Raw genomic sequence first — 19,780 nt, forward strand, 5'->3', positions numbered from 1 at the left:
CTCATCTATCTTAAACGTACTATATTTCTTCTATTTTATCATGAATAATGATGAAGAAACTCGAATTCTTAAATTCGACGAAAAATTCGGTATTCTTTTAAATTAGTCAAAAAATGCAGTTTTTGGAGATAAATATTTCGTTTTTTTCACTGCGAATCACAAGAAAAAAGCTTGGTAATCGATGACTACCAAGCGGGGGATGATACCAGATTAAGACTTTTTCTTTGGGATTTTTATCGTAAACTGATAATATTCCTCGAATTCCTCTTCTTCTGCATCAAGGTTTATGCCATTATCCGTTACCATGGTCAGCGATTGGCGAATCGTGTTAACCGCAATCCTCATGTCCCTACTAAATGCCTTGCGTTTCGGCTTTGGCTTTGAATGATCCTTTGTACCAGTAAGAAGCTTGACAACCAGCTCTTCCGTCTGCTTGACGTTTAAACCTCTTTCAATGACTTCTTGAAGCAGCTTGACTTGATTTTCCGGGTTTTTCAACGGAATCAGCGAACGGGCATGACGTTCCGTAATCTGTTTTTGAAGCAGTGCTTCTTGGACTTCCTGTGGCAATTTTAACAACCGAAGTTTATTGGCAACCGTCGATTGGCCAATTCCCAATCTTTGAGCGAGTGCTTCCTGCGTTAAGTTATGGAGCTCAATTAATTTCCCATATGCTAACGCTTCTTCAATCGGTGTCAATTCTTCACGCTGAAGATTCTCTATCAACGCTACTGAAGCCGTTTCTGTATCCGTGAAATCTTTAATTATGGCTGGTGCCAACTCCCAACCAAGCTTTTGCATAGCACGAAAACGACGCTCACCTGCAATGATTTCATACTTCCCTTGACCATATGCCCTAACTACAATCGGTTGAATGATACCATGTGTATGAATCGTCTGAGCTAGTTCCGAGATTTTATCGTCGTTAAATACAGTCCTTGGTTGAAATCGATTTGGCACAATATCAGAAATGGAAATTTTCCTTATTTCTTCATTATTATTGCTTGGTGCCTCCATCTCAAGTTGCTGTTCTTCTTTTTCGCCAAACCTTAAGAAACGCGAAAAAGGATGCTTCATCTTCCTACACCACCTTTTAAAACTCCCAAATAACATATTCTCTATGGAAAGAACAAGTCCTCCATACATTTCCCGACATGAAAATACATATCGACCATTGCTGTATAACCATGTCGACTGGCGTCACCAATGCATTTCCATAGCCTAAATGTCTTGCTATTATTAATAGTAGACGCCTGTCTAAGATTATTTCCCCGCCGATTTAAGAGTCCCCAACTTTTTCCCACCAAACTGGTTCACTGGGACAGCTTACATTAAATAAAATGGAAATTATATTATTTATAGTAAAGGAAAGGATCGTAAAGTGCTAGTCGCGTATGAATCGTGATAAACAGACTATTCACGTACCGGTCATTCTATAGGTTGTTTATTCGGTGTACCTGGTTTTCTTGGATATTTTTTTGGAGTCTTCTTCACTTTTTTCACCGTAATGATATTTCGCTCACTATTCTCTTCTGGCAATATGAACGGGTGTATTTCCTCAATTTTCCCACCTAATGTGAAGATTGCCTTTTTTCCTGTATCCATCTCATCATGGGCACTGGCCGCTTTCATCGCAATGAATGTCCCATCCGTTTTAACAAGGGGTAAACATAGCTCGCTCAAAACAGACATTCTTGCCACCGCTCTTGCCATAACAACATCATAGGTTTCACGATGTTCCGGTTTCTGAGCAAATGTTTCGGCACGGTCATGATAAAACGATACGCCTGACAATTGTAAAGAGTCAGCAAGATGGTTTAAAAAAGAGATGCGCTTATTCAAAGAATCAACGATTGATACATGAATATCCGGGAAACAGATCTTCAAAGGGATACTCGGGAAACCAGCTCCGGCACCCACATCGCAAATACGATGAGGCTTGTTGAAATCGAAGTAAAAAGCTGCGCTGATCGAATCATAAAAATGCTTTAAATAGACTTCTTCTTTATCGGTTATGGCCGTTAGGTTCATCTTTTCGTTCCATTCCACCAATAAATGATAGTACATATCAAATTGCTCAAGCTGGCGTGGAGAAAGTTCAATGCCTTTCTCCTGCAGCGCTTGTTGGAATTGCTCAATATTCATGATTACTTCAATCCTTTTCGGGTATTTCCGTTTACTTAGAAATTTTAGCGATCTTTCCTTGTTCTAAATAAACTAGCAAAATAGAGACATCAGCAGGGTTCACACCTGAAATCCGTGAAGCTTGGGCAACGGATAGAGGGTGTACCTGTTTTAATTTTTGGCGAGCTTCCGTAGCCAATCCATTGATTGCATCGTAATCGATGTTTTCTGGGATTTTTTTATTCTCCATTTTCTTGAGGCGGTCAACCTGCTGTAAGGATTTTTCAATATATCCTTCATACTTGACCTGGATTTCGACTTGTTCCTTCACTTCATCACTTAGGTCGACATCACTTGGAGCAAGCTTTTGAATGTGGGAATAATCCATTTCTGTCCGCTTCAATAAATCCGAAGCGCGAATCCCATCTTTTAGTTCGCTCCCACCACTTGCGATGATAATCTCCTGCACCTCTTGAGTAGGTTTAATGAAGGTGGATTTCAACCGTTCTCGTTCTGCCTCCACGGCCTCTCTCTTTATAAGAAAACGATTATATCGCTCTTCTTTGATCATTCCAATTTTAAAACCGATTTCGGTCAGGCGTAAGTCTGCATTATCATGACGTAACAGTAAGCGGTATTCTGCACGTGAAGTCAGCAGGCGATAAGGCTCATTCGTACCTTTTGTCACAAGATCATCGATTAAAACGCCAATATATGCATCTGACCGGCTTAGAATCAGTTCTTCTTTTCCCAATGCCTTCAAGCCAGCGTTAATACCAGCCATTAATCCTTGGCCCGCCGCTTCTTCATAACCTGATGTCCCATTGATTTGACCTGCTGTATACAGGTTTTTCACTTTTTTCGTTTCCAATGTTGGCCAAAGTTGTGTCGGCACGATCGCATCATATTCAATCGCATATCCTGCACGCATCATCTCAGCCTTTTCAAGACCTGGTATGGTCTGAAGGATCCTAATTTGGACATCCTCGGGAAGGCTCGTAGACAATCCTTGTACATATACTTCTTTGGTATTGCGCCCTTCCGGTTCCAAGAATATCTGATGGCGTGGCTTGTCATTAAAGCGTACAACTTTGTCTTCTATCGATGGACAGTAACGAGGGCCAGTCCCTTTAATCATCCCAGAATACATTGGGGAACGGTGTAGATTCGCATCAATGAGCTGGTGAGTTCCTTCATTTGTATACGTTAACCAACATGGCAATTGGTCGGTGATGTATTTTGTCGTTTCAAAGGAAAAAGCACGTGGAACTTCATCACCCGGCTGTATTTCCGTTTTACTGTAATCAATAGAAGAACTATTGACGCGCGGAGGCGTTCCCGTTTTGAACCGGACCAAATCAAAGCCCAACTCTTCCAAATGCTCGGAAAGCCTGATGGATGGTTGCTGATTATTAGGACCACTTGAATATTTTAGTTCCCCTAAAATGATTTCGCCCCGTAAATAGGTCCCAGTCGTAATAACGACAGTTTTCGCACGGTAAATGGCACCCGTTTTTGTGATGACACCTTTACAAACGCCATCTTCAACAATCAATTCCTCAACCATTCCTTGAATTAACGTTAAATTCGGCTCATCTTCTATCGTCTTTTTCATTTCTTGCTGATAAAGAAACTTATCTGCTTGTGCACGTAAAGCACGAACGGCCGGACCTTTCGCTGTATTTAACATTCTCATCTGAATGTGCGTTTTATCGATATTTTTACCCATTTCGCCGCCTAAGGCATCAATTTCCCGGACCACAATCCCTTTTGCCGGTCCTCCAACAGAAGGGTTGCATGGCATAAAGGCAACCATATCTAAGTTGATGGTGATCATCAATGTTTTGGCACCGACTCTAGCAGATGCAAGACCCGCTTCACTACCTGCATGGCCTGCCCCAACTACGATGGCATCATAGTTTCCTGCTTCATATTGCATATCATTTTCCTCCCTCTACTCTTACTTTCCTAGACAAAATTGTGAAAACAATTGATTGATTAAATTATCCTGGACACTTTCACCAATAACTTCCCCAAGTAATTCCCATGCCTTTGTGAAATCGATCTGAACTAAGTCAATCGGCGTTCCCATCTCGATTGCTTCCATGGAATCCTCGATCGATTGCAAGGCCTGTCCGAGCAGCGCAATATGACGGGCGTTGGAAACATAGGTAATGTCCCCCGCTTCCAAAGAGCCCTCAAAGAATAAAGAAGCAATCGCTTCTTCCAATTCATCGACACCTTCATCTTCCAGTAAAGATGTAGTGACTATTTTGTGTGCGGCTGCCTTTTCCTTAACCTGCTCCATATTGATTTTCTGTGGCAGGTCCGTTTTATTGATAATGACGATGACATCCATTCCTTCGACCGCTTGGAACAGCTTTTCATCTTCCGGCGTAAAGTCATCGGAGTAATTTAAAACGAGTAAAATCAGGTCCGCATCTTTTAATACCGCCCGGGAGCGTTCCACACCAATCCGCTCAACGATATCTTCCGTTTCACGAATACCAGCTGTGTCGACAAGTTTTAGCGGCACCCCACGCACATTGACATACTCCTCAATAACGTCTCGAGTTGTCCCTGGGACATCGGTAACGATTGCCTTATTTTCATGCACTAAGCTGTTTAGCAAAGACGATTTTCCGACATTCGGACGCCCGATGATAACCGTCGCCAAGCCATCCCGCAAAATTTTTCCTTGCTGGGCCGTCCTGAGAAGTTTTTCAATCTCTGCCTTGACATAACTGCCCTTTTCCAAAAACAATCGATGTGTCATTTCTTCAACATCATCATATTCTGGGTAATCTATATTCACCTCGACCTGTGCGAGAGTCTGTAATATTTCGTGTCGCAGCTTTTGAATTAATTTCGAAAGCCGCCCTTCCATTTGACCCAACGCAACATTCATCGCTTTATCCGTTTTAGCTCGGATTAAATCCATGACAGCTTCTGCTTGAGAGAGATCGATTCTCCCATTCAAAAAAGCTCGTTTCGTGAATTCACCAGGCTCTGCCAAGCGTGCCCCCTGTGAGAGGATAAGCTGTAAAACCCGATTAACCGAAACGATTCCACCATGACAATTTATTTCAACAACATCTTCTCTCGTAAACGTTTTAGGACCTTTCATGACAGAAACCATAACCTCTTCTATGACTTCTCCAGTTTTAGGTACAACCAAGTGCCCGTAATGAATGGTATGTGAATCCACTTTCCGTAAACTTTTACCGCTTGGTCCTTTAAATATTCTATCGGCTATTTCTATGGCCTCATCACCGCTGATTCTTACGATGGCAATTGCCCCTTCCCCTAAAGGAGTTGAAATGGCGGTGATTGTATCGAATTCCATGCTTTCACCTCTTGTATATTAATGTTTCTCTAATTTATTTGATAAACAAAAATCTTGAATCCCTAAATTACAACAATAACACAGTATAATCATGAAAAAAAGTAGATACTCCTTCCTTTCAAGAGTTATCCACATGCCTTAAACCTTATATTTCTGTACCCTTCATTTTAACTTATCCACATGTGAATAACAAATAAAGCCTGACTTTCTTTCCATGTCCCTTTTTTAAGAGTCAGCCTTAGAAATTGAAGGGGAGGAATGAAAGGATAATATGTGATCAGGATTTAGTTAAAGGAGCATTTGATAATGTCGACATTCCTTTCGGTTCGCCTCTATATAAAGCAAAAAAAAACCTCCGCTTAATTAGCAGAAGGTTTATTTAACCGGAGTGATGACCAAATGGCGATATGGTTCTGTACCATTGGAAGTCGTCTTGATTTTCGGATAATGAAGCAGAGCCTTATGTATTACCTTCCGTTCATATGACGGCATCGGCTCCAATGCAACAATTTTACCAGTTTTCAGGGATTTATTGGCCATTCTTTCAGCTAATTGGATTAAAGTATCCGTTCGACGGTTGCGATAATCCTCTGCATCTACAATCACATTCAAAAACTGCTTCGAATAGCGATTGGCTACCAATTGTGTTAAATACTGAAGGGAATTTAACGTTTGACCCCGTTTACCAATTAATAAGGCAATTTTTTCACCTGACAAATGGAACGTTACGTTCTTCCCCTGGCGTTGAACCCTGATTTCCGACTTAACTCCCATTTTTCGAGTGATATCCTGCAGGAACTTTAGGGATTCTTCAACGGGATCAGCAGGCAATGTCACGTGGACGATTGCTTGCCTGGCCCCAAACAAACCCAAAAATCCTTTTTTTCCTTCATCCTCAATTTCAATTTCCACGCGATCTCTTGTGCTGTTAAGTTGAGCTAAAGCTGAATTGACTGCTTCTTCGACAGATTGTCCTGTAGCAGTTATCTTTTTCACTTTTTCTTTGCTCCCTCCGCGTTTTCCGCAGCTGCTTTTCTAAGATCTGGACCTTTGATGAAATATGTTTGAACGATGCCGAAAAGGTTACCCACTACCCAGTAAAGTGAAAGAGCAGCTGGAAAATTAATTGCAAAAATAACAATCATGACTGGCATGATGTAAAGCATCATTGTCATTTGTGCCGCCATTTGCGGATTTGAGTTCATTCCCGCCATTGACAACTTTTGCTGAATGAAAGTTGTAATACCTGCTATGATCGGCAAGATATAATAAGGATCCGGAGAACCTAAATCGAACCAGAGAAAACTATGCAGGGAAATCTCATGCGTACGGCTGATTGCATGATAAAAACCAATCAAAATTGGCATTTGAACCACTATCGGTAAACATCCTGCCAATGGATTCACATTGTATTTTGAAAATAACGCCATTGTTTCTTTTTGTAGTTTTTGTTGTGTGGCAGCGTCTTTTGAGCTGTATTTTGCTTGAAGTTCTTTCATTTCTGGTTGAATGGCTTGCATTGCTTTTGAACTTTTCACCTGTTTAATCATAAGTGGAAGTAATATCAAGCGTATGATTAAGGTAACCGCAATGATTCCCAAACCGTAGCTTCCGCCAAATAATTCAGAAATATAAATAATGAGGGATGATAACGGATAGACAATATATGAATTCCAGAACCCTTCACTATCTGCCGTTATCGGTTCTTTGATCTCCGTACATCCTGATAGCAACATCATTATCGAAGCTAATCCAATGATGAGTAATATTCGTTTCTTCAACCGTTTTTTCCTCCTAACTTCAATCAATCTTTTTGAATAAATGTAACCCGTTCACAAGTGAACTACAAGGAAAAGTCACCCACTTATCAACTTTTAACGATGAAATTCTATTTTTTCAAAGCATAATTAATAACTATGTCGAAAAAGGAGTTTTTAAGGGTTTATTTTATTTTTTTGAAATTTAGCGATTTAGAACGCTTCAGGACATGGATCAAACTGCTTTTCACTTGAGAAAAGTCCATTTCTGCCGCTGGTTTTCTAGCAATCACAATATAGTCTTTTCCCTCTTCTATATCCTCTTTCAATTCTAAAAATGCTTGCCGTATGTATCTTTTAATTTGATTCCGAACAACGGCATTCCCAATCTTCTTACTGACAGAGAGGCCTATGCGGAAATATTCCTGCTCGGGCTTTTGAAGGACATAGATAACGAATTGTCGATTGGCAGAGGATTCTCCCTTTTTAAAAACGAGTTGGAATTCGTCCTCTTTCTTTATCCTTAACTTTTTTTTCATCTTTACACCTTCATTAGAATGAATTGAGTCTCAGTAAATCCTTTATTTAGCGAAAAAAAACCACTGAGACTTTTCAGTGGTCTATGCAGATAGTACTTTTCTTCCTTTACGGCGACGTGCAGCGATTACGTTACGTCCGTTTTTCGTGCTCATACGTGCACGGAAACCGTGAACTTTACTATGTTTGCGATTATTCGGTTGATAAGTTCTTTTCATTATATGACACCTCCCTGAGGAATAACAGTTAAAGACAGTCCTTACAATTATATAGATGTTGCTTTCTACTTGTCAACTACATCTAGAAAAATATTTACTTTTTGCTTAATGTCCAGTGGGTTTTTTACTACCTAGCCTATTGTAAATGATTTTGCCTATAACTGATATAGAAATTTTTGGTCAGAGGGTACATTTCATGAATTTTAACCTAATTGATCCCTCTTCATACTACTTTACCATGCATATAACGAATCGACAAAAACATTTGTGAACTTCCGCTTTCGTTTTATAGAGGAACTAAGGACACCTGAATGGCATAAATACAGTGATGGGGAATCAGTATACAACCTGTTTTAGTTCCATCCATCAATAAAATAATTTAGAGGAATTCGACGCCATCACTCCATCTGTGGATAAAATTCGACATGTTTTTTTCTATCCACAGCCCATTTCGTATAGTTTTACACAAAAAAGAAGCCTGTGGAAAAGTTTTTCCCACAGGCCCTTTGAGTTGTGGATAAAGTTCACTAAGCCATTGCAAGACGTCCAAATTTCTGATATTATATTTGTGTTTTCACTCTGAATAACTTTATCAACAGATAACGGTTATCCACAGACTGTGCATAACTTGTGGATAGTTTATTCGACCTGTGAATATTAATCTGTCCACAAACAGTGGATATTGTCGAAAAACCTATTATCTTCTTATTATATATTTCAAGACATGCCTGTTGATGAATAAACATACGGACCTGCATCTTATTACAAGATGTTATTTATACAAAGGTTGTACAATGCGCGATATCGTTCCAGGGACCTCACCTTTTAGTGACATCCAACATCCCTTATACAGCTCACCGAACTTTTGCTGTCCAAATTTTTTTAAGACAGCGATCGATGAGTTTATTTGTGCCTAGACCTTTTAATACTTATAGAAAAATATTTTGCAAAGGAGGGATAAGTTTGGATAACATCGATAGCCTCTGGAATCAGGCACTCGGAAAAATTGAGAAAAAGATCAGTAAACCAAGCTTTGAAACTTGGCTTAAATCAACTAAAGCTTATTTACTTCAAGGTGACATCTTAACAGTCACCGCTCCCAATGAATTTGCTAGGGATTGGCTTGAGGAACGTTATTCTCACCTTATTTCTGATGTTTTATTCGAACTGACCGGCGAAGAATTGGAAGCGAAGTTCATTATTCCGCCCAATCAGGAAGATGATGACTTTTCCGCTCCCGTTCAGCCTAAAAAGATAAAAAAACAGGATAAGGAAAACAATCCATTTCCACAGCATATGCTTAACTCGAAAAATACCTTCGATACGTTTGTCATTGGCTCCGGCAATCGTTTTGCCCATGCTGCGTCTCTCGCTGTCGCAGAAGCACCCGCCAAAGCCTATAACCCGTTGTTTATATATGGAGGAGTAGGGCTTGGTAAGACTCATTTAATGCATGCCATTGGTCATTACGTACTTGAGCATAATCCAAAGGCAAAAGTCGTTTATCTATCCTCTGAAAAATTCACGAATGAATTCATCAATTCGATCCGGGATAATAAGGCCGGGGAATTTCGTGATAGATATCGTACGGTAGATGTTTTATTAATTGATGATATTCAATTCCTAGCAGGAAAAGAACAAACTCAAGAAGAGTTTTTCCATACATTCAATGCCTTGCATGAAGAAAGTAAACAGATCGTCATCTCGAGTGATCGTCCACCCAAAGAGATTCCAACACTTGAAGATCGTCTCCGTTCCCGCTTTGAATGGGGCTTGATTACGGATATTACGCCACCTGACTTAGAAACGAGGATTGCCATTTTACGTAAAAAGGCCAAGGCGGAAGGACTCGATATTCCGAATGAAGTAATGCTTTATATAGCCAACCAAATCGATTCGAACATCAGGGAGCTTGAAGGTGCACTTATTCGTGTTGTCGCCTATTCTTCGCTGATCAATAAAGATATTAATGCTGATTTAGCTGCTGAGGCTTTGAAAGACATCATTCCAAGCTCAAAACCTAAAATAATCACGATCTTGGAAATTCAAAAAACGGTCGGTGAGCATTACAGCGTAAAACTTGAGGACTTCAAAGCGAAAAAGAGGACTAAATCCGTAGCTTTTCCAAGACAGATTGCTATGTACCTCTCCCGGGAAATGACCGACTTTTCGCTCCCTAAAATAGGCGATGAATTCGGAGGGCGAGACCATACGACCGTCATCCATGCCCATGAAAAAATCTCGAAACTTATGCAAACGGATACCCAGCTGCAACGTCAGGTCAAGGAAATCCAGGATCAATTGAAGGTATAATAGATTCTGGATAATGTGTATAACTGATGACTACTTACACACAGTCTGTCCACATGTGGATAGACTGTTTTATCTTAGCTTCAACCAGGTTATCCACATATCCACAAGCCCTACTACTATTACTACTATCTTTTTTAAATAAAATTATTAATAAATATGCCATTTAGGCAATTAAAATTGGAGGATGGAACATGAGATTCGTAATTCAAAGAGATCGATTAGTTCATAGTGTCCAAGAAGTAATGAAAGCTATCACATCGAGAACGACGATTCCTATTTTAACGGGGATAAAAATAAGTGTGACAACAGAAGGAGTTACCTTAACAGGAAGTGACTCGGATATTTCCATACAGTCATTTATTCCAGCTGAAGTAGATGGTGATGAAATCGTCGAAGTTAAAAGCAGCGGTGGAATTGTCCTTAATGCACGCTTTTTCAGTGAAATCGTCAAAAAACTACCGATGGATACAGTAGAAATCGAGGTCCAAAATAATTTTCAAACGATCATCCGGTCTGGTAAAGCTGAATTTAACTTAAATGGATTAGATCCTGAAGAATATCCTCATTTACCGATCATTGAAGAAGAAAATATCTTCAAACTTCCAACGGATCTTTTAAAAACACTGATTCGTCAAACCGGGTTTGCAGTGTCCACCTCAGAAACACGACCTATCTTAACAGGTGTAAACTTGAAGGTTCAGGATGACGAATTAACCTGTATTGCAACAGATAGCCATAGATTGGCCATGAGGACAGCTAAAATTGAGAACAAGATTAACGGAGCTTATAGTGTCGTCATTCCAGGGAAAAGCCTAAGCGAGTTAAGTAAGATTCTGGATGATACGAATGAACTTATAGAAATCGTCATCACGGATAACCAAGTCTTATTCAAAGCAGAAAACCTATTGTTCTTCTCACGTCTACTTGAAGGAAACTACCCGGACACTTCCCGATTGATTCCAACCGATAGCAAAACGGATGTGACAGTCCATACAAAAGACTTCCTGCAAGCGATTGATCGGGCATCTTTATTAGCTCGAGAGGGAAGAAATAATGTGGTTAAACTAACAACCATAGAGGGTCGCATCATCGAAGTGTCTTCCAATACACCAGAAATAGGTAAAGTGAGCGAGGAAGTACAAGCTGAAGCCATCGAAGGGGAAGACTTGAAAATATCCTTCAGTGCAAAATTTGTCATGGATGCATTAAAGGCATTAGAAGGATCCGATATCAAAATAAACTTTACTGGTGCTATGCGTCCATTTGTCATCCGACCGTTACATGATGAATCAATGCTCCAATTAATCCTGCCAGTAAGAACTTACTAAAATAATATTTCACAAAATTAAAGACCTGCTACCGGGTCTTTAATTTTTTAGCCCAAATGTATGGGGAGACAAGGATTAACCAAGACTGCAACCTATGCAAAGAAGGTACAATCTGTTAAATAAAGGATAAGCAAAAGCTATACTTTGTCTTAATCCAATTTATTTAGTAAAATAAAGTATTAAAGACTACTTAGAAATGAGTGAGGCACCTAATGGACTCAATAAAAATAAGCACGGAATATATTACGCTAGGACAATTCTTGAAGTTGGCCGATTTAATTCAAAGCGGCGGCATGTCAAAATGGTTTTTAAGCGAATATGAGGTTTTCATCAACGGCGAATTAGATGTGAGACGAGGCAGAAAGTTACGGTCAGGTGATAAAATCGAAATCCCTGAATTCGGCACCTTCACAATAACAAGCTAAAACATAAGGGAAGAGCGGATTATGTACATTGAAAAAATAAGTTTGAAAAACTACCGCAACTATACCGAATTAGACCTTACCTTTGAAAATAAGGTCAATGTAATCCTTGGGGAAAATGCCCAAGGAAAAACAAATGTAATGGAATCCATTTTCGTATTAGCAATGGCAAAATCCCACCGTACCTCAAATGACAAAGAACTTATTCGCTGGGATGAAGAGTATGCTAAAATAGAAGGCAGAGTAAGAAAGAGAAATACATCAATCCCACTTGAGCTGACCATTTCGAAAAAGGGTAAAAAGGCGAAGTGCAACCATATTGAACAGAGAAAATTAAGTCAGTATGTCGGCAATATGAATGTGGTCATGTTTGCTCCTGAGGACTTGAATCTCGTAAAGGGAAGTCCTCAAGTCAGACGCCGTTTTATAGATATGGAAATTGGCCAGGTTTCTCCTGTATACCTTCATGATATGAGCCAATATCATAAAATACTTCAACAAAGAAATCATTACTTAAAGCTTCTGCAGACCCGTAAACAAAAGGACGAGGCGATGCTTGATGTATTAACTGACCAGATTATTCAGTATGCAGCGAAAATTGTCGAAAGAAGGTTTCACTTTCTTTCTAAGCTTCAGCAATGGGCAGAGCCGATTCATTCAGGGATCTCCAGGAATCTAGAAGTATTGAAAATCCAATATAAGCCGTCGCTTGATGTATCAGAATCCATGAATTTGACGAAAATAATAGAAGTATACACAGAAAAATTTGATAAAATAAAGGCAAGAGAAATTGAGCGGGGCGTAACCTTGATAGGACCTCACCGGGATGATTTGACTTTTTATGTAAATGACCGTGATGTCCAGACCTATGGTTCCCAGGGACAGCAGCGTACGACTGCGTTATCTTTGAAACTTGCTGAAATTGAATTGATTCATGAGGAAATCGGTGAGTATCCGATTTTACTATTGGATGATGTGTTATCGGAACTTGACGATTATCGTCAAACTCATTTACTAAATACGATACAAGGAAAAGTGCAGACGTTTGTGACGACACCTTCTATCGATGGAATCGATCATCAAACCCTCAGAGAAGCGTCCACCTTTTATGTGAGTCAAGGCAGTATAAAAAAGCTTAAATAACGAGGTGAAAGCATGTATCTCCATATTGGTGAGGATATTCTTGTGAAAACGGATGATATCATAGCTATTTTAGATAAAAAGATGCTTCACTCCTCTCCCATAATCGATGAATTCTTGGAGAAAAGGGTAGATGTGATCTCTCATTTAACAAAAAACTCGATTAAATCGATTGTAGTGACAGAAAAGCAGGTCTATTATTCACCGCTTGCCTCGGTCACCCTGAAAAAACGCTCGCTGCAGTCACCTTCCTTAATCGATGAATAAATGCTCTATAGATTATTGTTATCCTTTAAAGTGATAAATGCCAAAAGAAAAGTGTAGGTGGATACGTATGACAATGGAACAAAAAGAAGTACAAGCTCAGGCATACGATGAGAATCAGATACAGGTTTTAGAAGGCTTAGAAGCAGTACGTAAGCGTCCCGGCATGTATATCGGTACCACATCTGCAAAAGGACTTCACCATCTTGTTTGGGAAATTGTCGATAATAGTATTGATGAAGCGCTAGCAGGTTTTTGTGATGAAATAAAAGTGACAATTGAAAAGGACAACAGTATTACTGTTGTCGATAATGGTCGTGGTATACCAGTGGGTATACATGAAAAAATGGGTCGTCCTGCAGTAGAAGTAATCATGACTGTACTTCATGCTGGCGGGAAGTTCGGCGGCGGAGGCTATAAGGTTTCCGGAGGTCTGCATGGTGTAGGTGCCTCAGTCGTAAATGCCCTATCGACAGTGTTAGAAGTATTTGTTCATCGTGACGGAAAAATACACTATCAACAATTTAATCGTGGTGTACCTAAAGAGGACCTAAAGGTTATCGGAGAAACTGACCATACGGGTACAACGGTCCACTTTGTTCCGGATAAGGAAATATTCACGGAATCCATAGAATATGATTTTGATACGCTGGCAACTCGTATCCGAGAGCTCGCTTTCCTAAATAAAGGATTGAAGCTGATCATTGAAGATAAGCGTGAAGAAGAGGAAAAAATCAAGGAATTCCACTATGAAGGTGGAATTAAGTCATATGTAGAGCATTTGAACCGTTCTAAAGAAGTACTCCATGAAGAACCCATTTTCATGGAAGGCGAAAAAGATGGCATTTCTATCGAGTTAGCTCTTCAATACAATGATAGCTATATTAGTAACCTTTTTTCTTTTGCCAATAATATTCATACCTATGAAGGCGGTACGCATGAATCAGGTTTCAAGACTGCGTTGACCCGCGTAATCAATGATTACGCTAGGAAAAACGGACTTTTGAAGGAAGCGGATAATAATTTCTCTGGTGAAGATGTGCGTGAAGGATTAACCGCAATCATATCGATCAAGCACCCTGAGCCCCAATTCGAAGGGCAAACGAAAACAAAACTGGGGAACTCTGAAGTCAGGACTGTAACGGATTCCATTCTTTCCGAAAGGTTGGATTCCTTCTTATACGAAAACCCTGCAGTCGCCAGAAAAATCATAGATAAAGGGCTTATGGCTGCAAGGGCAAGAATGGCTGCCAAGAAAGCACGTGAGTTAACAAGAAGAAAAAGTGCATTGGAAGTCTCCAATCTACCGGGTAAACTGGCGGATTGTTCGTCCAAGGATCCTAGTATCAGCGAATTGTACATCGTGGAAGGAAACTCTGCCGGAGGATCTGCCAAACAAGGCCGTGACCGCCACTTCCAAGCTATTTTGCCACTACGGGGTAAAATTTTAAACGTTGAAAAAGCGCGATTGGATCGAATTCTTCATAATGAGGAGATTGGTACGATTATTACTGCACTTGGAACGGGTATTGGCGATGAATTCAATATTGAAAAGGCAAGATATCATAAAATTGTCATCATGACCGATGCGGATGTAGATGGTGCCCATATTAGAACGTTGATGCTGACATTCTTCTACCGCTATATGAGAAAAATCATCGAATATGGTTATATCTATATCGCCCAGCCACCTCTTTTCAAGATTCAACAGGGGAAAAAGGTGGATTATGCCTATAATGACCGGGAGCTTGAAACAATAATGGCAAGCCTTCCAAGCACACCGAAGCCTAACCTACAGCGCTATAAAGGGCTGGGGGAAATGAATCCAGAACAACTATGGGATACGACCATGAGCCCTGACACGAGAACGTTGCTTCAGGTTAGTTTAAAAGATGCCGTTGAAGCGGATGAAACGTTCGAGATGCTCATGGGGGATAAGGTTGAACCACGTCGAAATTTCATTGAAGAAAACGCGATTTATGTAAAAAATCTAGATATTTAATTTGTTTAACAGGATGATCTTATATCCTGTTCTTTACATAGTTCACGACCCGATCCAAAAATGAAAGTATAAGCTTTATAAAGGAGGTTGGCTCCATGTCAGAAATAGAAAGATCAGGTGTGCAAGAGATAAATATAAGCAAGGAAATGCGGACGTCCTTTTTAGATTATGCCATGAGTGTTATTGTAGCTCGGGCTTTGCCTGATGTAAGGGATGGCTTGAAACCGGTGCACCGGAGAATTCTTTATGCAATGAATGATCTTGGGATGACGTCGGATAAACCATTTAAAAAATCAGCCCGTATTGTAGGTGAAGTAATCGGTAAGTATCATCCTCATGGTGATTCTGCTGTGTATGAAACGATGGTCCGGATGGCGCAGCCCTTTAACTATCGTTATATGCTTGTCGACGGTCATGGGAACTTCGGATCTGTCGATGGTGACCAAGCGGCTGCAATGAGGTATACGGAAGCAAGGATGTCGAAAATATCGATGGAATTGCTTCGTGATTTAAACAAAGATACGGTTAGCTTCCAAGATAACTATGATGGTTCGGAAAGAGAGCCTGCTGTTATGCCGGCTCGTTTCCCGAACTTATTAGTGAATGGTTCTTCAGGGATAGCTGTCGGAATGGCAACCAATATCCCTCCTCACCAATTAGGTGAGGTAATTGATGGCGTATTGGCATTAAGTAAAAATCCAGAAATTACGATTCCAGAGTTGATGGAACACATTCCTGGACCCGATTTCCCGACTGCAGGGCTTATATTAGGCCGGAGTGGTATCAGGAAAGCCTATGAAACAGGAAAAGGTTCAATCATTCAACGTGCTAGAGTTGAAATCGAAGAGAAATCCAATGGTAAACAAGTCATTATTGTTAAGGAAATCCCTTATCAAGTGAACAAGGCAAGATTGATAGAAAAAATTGCCGAGCTTGCTCGGGATAAGAGGATTGAAGGCATAACCGATCTACGGGATGAGTCGGATCGTAACGGTATGAGAATTGTCATGGAGCTTAGGAAAGACGTAAATGCGAATGTCCTCCTAAATAATTTATACAAACATACTGCCATGCAAACGACTTTTGGAATTAACCTGCTTGCTTTGGTAAACGGTCAGCCTAAGGTCTTGAACTTGAAGGAATGCCTGTATCATTACTTGGAACATCAAAAGATTGTCATTCGTCGTAGAACGGAATTTGAACTGCGTAAAGCGGAAGCTCGGGCCCATATACTAGAGGGATTACGAGTAGCACTTGATAATTTGGATGCAGTCATTGCATTAATCCGTGGTTCACAAACTACTGAAATAGCTAGAGAAGGGTTAATGACTCAATTCTCGCTTTCAGAAAAGCAAGCCCAAGCTATTTTGGATATGCGTTTACAACGCTTAACTGGTTTGGAACGAGAAAAAATTGAAGAAGAGTATCAAGCCTTGATGGCATTGATCGCAGAATTCAAAGCGGTCTTGGCCAATGAAGAGAAGGTTCTTGAAATCATTCGTGAAGAGCTTCTAGAAATAAAAGAGCGTTTCAATGATAAGAGGAGAACTGAAATTACATTAGTAGGCTTTGAAAGTCTGGAAGATGAGGATTTAATCCCTGAAGAAAATATTATCGTGACCCTAACGCATAATGGATATATCAAAAGGTTACCTGCCACTACGTATCGTAGTCAAAAACGTGGAGGGCGAGGCATACAAGGTATGGGTACAAATGCTGACGACTTTGTCGATCATCTGTTAACGACATCGACTCACGATACATTATTATTCTTCACCAATAAAGGGAAAGTCTATCGTTCTAAAGGATATGAAATACCTGAATATGGACGGACAGCAAAAGGGCTCCCTCTTATCAATCTGTTAGAAGTTGATAAAGGAGAATGGGTCAATGCAATCATCCCAGTGAGGGAATTCACTAATGATTGGTACTTGTTCTTCACAACAAGACACGGTATATCTAAGCGTACACCGTTGTCATCCTTCGCTAATATCCGAAATAATGGATTGATAGCTGTAGGTCTCCGTGAAGATGATGAACTGATTTCGGTTCGACTCACGAATGGCGAAAAGCAAATTATCATCGGTACTAAAGCGGGAATGATGATTCGTTTCCCAGAAACCGATGTCCGTACAATGGGACGTACAGCTGCTGGGGTAAAAGGAATTTCCTTAAGAGCCTCCGATGAAGTAATCGGCATGGAGATTTTGGAAGAAGATGAAGAAGTACTGATTGTTACGAAAAATGGTTATGGAAAGCGGACAAACGCTGAGGAATACCGTATCCAAAGCCGTGGTGGTAAAGGTATCAAAACTTGTAATGTCACAGAGAAAAACGGTGAGCTTGTTGCCGTGAAAACCGTTACAGGGGAAGAAGAAGACTTGATGCTGATTACAGCTGCCGGTGTATTGATCCGAATGGAAGTTGAAGGAATTTCTAAGACAGGTCGTAATACACAGGGTGTTAAGCTCATCCGTCTTGAGTCTTCGGAAAATGAATATGTTTCGACTGTGGCTATCGTTGGACGTGAAGAGGAAGAAGAAGAACTTCTTGAACCAGTAGAAGGCATCGATGAAGATGCTCCTGTTGAGGAGTCAGTTCAAGACGCTGGTGAAACTGCAGTGAACGATGAAACTGAAATAGATGTAGATACAGATACAGATACGGAAGAATAAAAAGGTGTAGCAAAGGGGACCCAGGCTAATTTAGCTGGGCCTTTTTTTGTTGTACATACACCAATGTGGTTATAAATGCCTAACTTATTTTTTGAATCATTGAATGATTAATAGGTAATTTATCATAAAAAGATGGATATCTCCATAATTTTCTAGTAAAATAGTCTGTGTTAAATAACTGTTACAGAGGTGAACAGTTTTGCTGGTGAAAACCGACTTTTTAGTAGAAGGTTGCATACTTTCAAAAGATATTAAGGGATACATGGGCCACCCTATCATGAACAAGAAAACGATATTGACTTCTGAATTGATAGAAGTCTTGAAAGTCTTCTTAATACAAGAAGTTAGTGTTGAAAAGATGTTGATTGACGGAGAAAGATTTATCCCGAAGGAAATCATTGATAAGGAACTAGACGATACAGAAGATTCCTCCGACTTCATCACCCACTATTTAAAAACTGTCCAAACCTATAAGCAGCTTTTTAAAAATTGGCAGGCAGGTAGTAAAGTCGAAGTGGCCATCATTCGGTCGTCTCTTATCCCTCTAGTGGTTAAAGCATTGGAAGAACCTAGTGCTATCCTGAAGCTTCATCATTACAGCAATAAAGAAGATTATATCTATCACCATGCTATATCAACTGGCTTAATAGGAGCACTCATCGCGTTTAAAATGAAATGTGAGTTAGCTGATATCTACCAAGTAGCTCTTGGTGGGTGCTTGGCAGACTGTGGGATGGCCAAACTCCCCCCCAGCATTTTCAATAAAGCCACAAGCTTGTCTTTGGAAGAGAATGAAGAGGTCAAGAATCACCCCATTTCCAGTTATCAAATGATTAAAGATAGTTCAATCATTACGGATAGCGTGAAGCTAGCAGTACTAGAGCATCACGGGAGGTTGGATGGGAGCGGGTATCCTCACAAGATGAGAGCGAAAACCATGCATCTATTCTCGAAAATAATAGCAGTGGCGGATGTTTTTCATGCAATGACATCCGAAAGAGTCTATAGAAAGAAACAGCCGCCGTTCAAAGTAGTGGAAATGATTCTCCATGATAGTTTTGGCCAATTTGACATTACGGTCGTTCAAGCGCTTTTAGCTTGCTTCTCCAGTTTTGCGGTTGGGACCAAAGTCAAATTAAATGATGGTTCCATAGCTGAGATCATGTTCATAAATGCTAATTCACAAACTAGGCCACTGGTTCGTTTATATGATAATGGTGATATAATTGATTTGGGATCCAATAGGGAAATATATATAGAGGAAATCCTATAATTTATGGGTAGCTTACTAGATTAATTAGTAAGCCTCCTTATAAAAGGGTGACGATTCAAGGTGAACCTATTGGTCATTTTATTTTATTTTAAAATAACACTTGCAATTAGTAGCGATAATAGATATACTAATTAAGTCGACAGCGAGTTAATGAAAAGTTGTTGACAACAAATAATATATTTGATATATTATTAAAGTCGCTTCAGGGCGATTGAATAATTGCTCTTTGAAAACTGAACAAAACAAAGCGCCAACGTAAATTTTGAGTGAGCACACACTATAAAATAAGCAAAATGAGCAAGTCAAACATTTCTTCGGAGAGTTTGATCCTGGCTCAGGACGAACGCTGGCGGCGTGCCTAATACATGCAAGTCGAGCGAA

Annotated in this window: 16 protein-coding genes and 1 rRNA gene; 9 read left to right on the plus strand and 8 right to left on the minus strand. The window is 40.0% G+C overall.

Annotated features, from left to right (window positions below; translation table 11 throughout):
• Positions 1–210: 210 nt before the first annotated feature.
• From noc to rpmH, 8 genes are all read right to left on the minus strand, one after another.
• Positions 211–1,077, minus strand: coding sequence for a nucleoid occlusion protein (gene noc / locus ACIQXQ_RS02825; protein ID WP_402869940.1), 867 nt, complete (start codon positions 1,075–1,077; stop codon positions 211–213).
• 351 nt (positions 1,078–1,428) lie between these two features.
• Positions 1,429–2,145: a 16S rRNA (guanine(527)-N(7))-methyltransferase RsmG gene (gene rsmG / locus ACIQXQ_RS02830; RefSeq protein WP_402869937.1), complete on the minus strand. Its 717-nt coding sequence runs from the start codon at positions 2,143–2,145 to the stop codon at positions 1,429–1,431.
• 31 nt (positions 2,146–2,176) lie between these two features.
• A complete protein-coding gene (gene mnmG / locus ACIQXQ_RS02835) occupies positions 2,177–4,063 on the minus strand; it encodes a tRNA uridine-5-carboxymethylaminomethyl(34) synthesis enzyme MnmG (protein ID WP_402955090.1) in 1,887 nt (628 codons plus the stop codon).
• 21 nt (positions 4,064–4,084) lie between these two features.
• Positions 4,085–5,470, minus strand: coding sequence for a tRNA uridine-5-carboxymethylaminomethyl(34) synthesis GTPase MnmE (mnmE, locus tag ACIQXQ_RS02840; protein ID WP_402869932.1), 1,386 nt, complete (start codon positions 5,468–5,470; stop codon positions 4,085–4,087).
• Positions 5,471–5,845: 375 nt separating this feature from the next.
• A complete protein-coding gene (jag, locus tag ACIQXQ_RS02845; protein ID WP_402955095.1) occupies positions 5,846–6,466 on the minus strand; it encodes an RNA-binding cell elongation regulator Jag/EloR in 621 nt (206 codons plus the stop codon).
• Positions 6,463–7,251 carry a YidC family membrane integrase SpoIIIJ gene (gene spoIIIJ, locus ACIQXQ_RS02850; protein WP_402869925.1) on the minus strand — a complete coding sequence of 263 codons (789 nt, stop codon included), beginning with the start codon at positions 7,249–7,251 and terminating at the stop codon, positions 6,463–6,465. The genes jag and spoIIIJ overlap by 4 nt, the downstream gene beginning before the upstream one ends.
• Before the next feature lie 161 nt (positions 7,252–7,412).
• Complete coding sequence (rnpA, locus tag ACIQXQ_RS02855) at positions 7,413–7,766, minus strand: ribonuclease P protein component (protein ID WP_402955098.1); 354 nt, start codon at positions 7,764–7,766, stop codon at positions 7,413–7,415.
• An 81-nt stretch (positions 7,767–7,847) separates the two neighbouring features.
• Positions 7,848–7,982: a 50S ribosomal protein L34 gene (gene rpmH, locus ACIQXQ_RS02860; RefSeq protein WP_402869919.1), complete on the minus strand. Its 135-nt coding sequence runs from the start codon at positions 7,980–7,982 to the stop codon at positions 7,848–7,850.
• Positions 7,983–8,945: 963 nt separating this feature from the next.
• Here rpmH and dnaA point away from each other — a divergent pair.
• From dnaA to ACIQXQ_RS02905, 9 genes are all read left to right on the plus strand, one after another.
• The gene (gene dnaA / locus ACIQXQ_RS02865; protein WP_402869917.1) at positions 8,946–10,295 is read left to right on the plus strand and encodes a chromosomal replication initiator protein DnaA; all 1,350 of its coding nucleotides are present in this window, start codon (positions 8,946–8,948) and stop codon (positions 10,293–10,295) included.
• 191 nt (positions 10,296–10,486) lie between these two features.
• Positions 10,487–11,623: a DNA polymerase III subunit beta gene (dnaN, locus tag ACIQXQ_RS02870; RefSeq protein ID WP_402869915.1), complete on the plus strand. Its 1,137-nt coding sequence runs from the start codon at positions 10,487–10,489 to the stop codon at positions 11,621–11,623.
• A 212-nt stretch (positions 11,624–11,835) separates the two neighbouring features.
• Positions 11,836–12,048, plus strand: coding sequence for a S4 domain-containing protein YaaA (yaaA, locus tag ACIQXQ_RS02875; RefSeq protein WP_402869913.1), 213 nt, complete (start codon positions 11,836–11,838; stop codon positions 12,046–12,048).
• 21 nt (positions 12,049–12,069) lie between these two features.
• Positions 12,070–13,188 carry a DNA replication/repair protein RecF gene (gene recF, locus ACIQXQ_RS02880; RefSeq protein ID WP_402869912.1) on the plus strand — a complete coding sequence of 373 codons (1,119 nt, stop codon included), beginning with the start codon at positions 12,070–12,072 and terminating at the stop codon, positions 13,186–13,188.
• 12 nt (positions 13,189–13,200) lie between these two features.
• The gene (gene remB / locus ACIQXQ_RS02885; RefSeq protein ID WP_402869910.1) at positions 13,201–13,452 is read left to right on the plus strand and encodes an extracellular matrix regulator RemB; all 252 of its coding nucleotides are present in this window, start codon (positions 13,201–13,203) and stop codon (positions 13,450–13,452) included.
• 73 nt (positions 13,453–13,525) lie between these two features.
• Positions 13,526–15,451: a DNA topoisomerase (ATP-hydrolyzing) subunit B gene (gene gyrB / locus ACIQXQ_RS02890; protein ID WP_402871286.1), complete on the plus strand. Its 1,926-nt coding sequence runs from the start codon at positions 13,526–13,528 to the stop codon at positions 15,449–15,451.
• A gap of 95 nt (positions 15,452–15,546) precedes the next feature.
• A complete protein-coding gene (gyrA, locus tag ACIQXQ_RS02895) occupies positions 15,547–18,126 on the plus strand; it encodes a DNA gyrase subunit A (protein ID WP_402869908.1) in 2,580 nt (859 codons plus the stop codon).
• A 205-nt stretch (positions 18,127–18,331) separates the two neighbouring features.
• Positions 18,332–19,399 (plus strand): HD-GYP domain-containing protein, encoded by a 1,068-nt coding sequence (locus ACIQXQ_RS02900; RefSeq protein ID WP_402955140.1) that lies wholly within the window; start codon positions 18,332–18,334, stop codon positions 19,397–19,399.
• Between the two features lie 311 nt (positions 19,400–19,710).
• Positions 19,711–19,780, plus strand: a 16S ribosomal RNA gene (locus ACIQXQ_RS02905); the annotation flags it as partial.

The organism is Peribacillus sp. NPDC097198, from assembly GCF_044762055.1.
GTDB lineage: Bacteria > Bacillota > Bacilli > Bacillales > DSM-1321 > Peribacillus.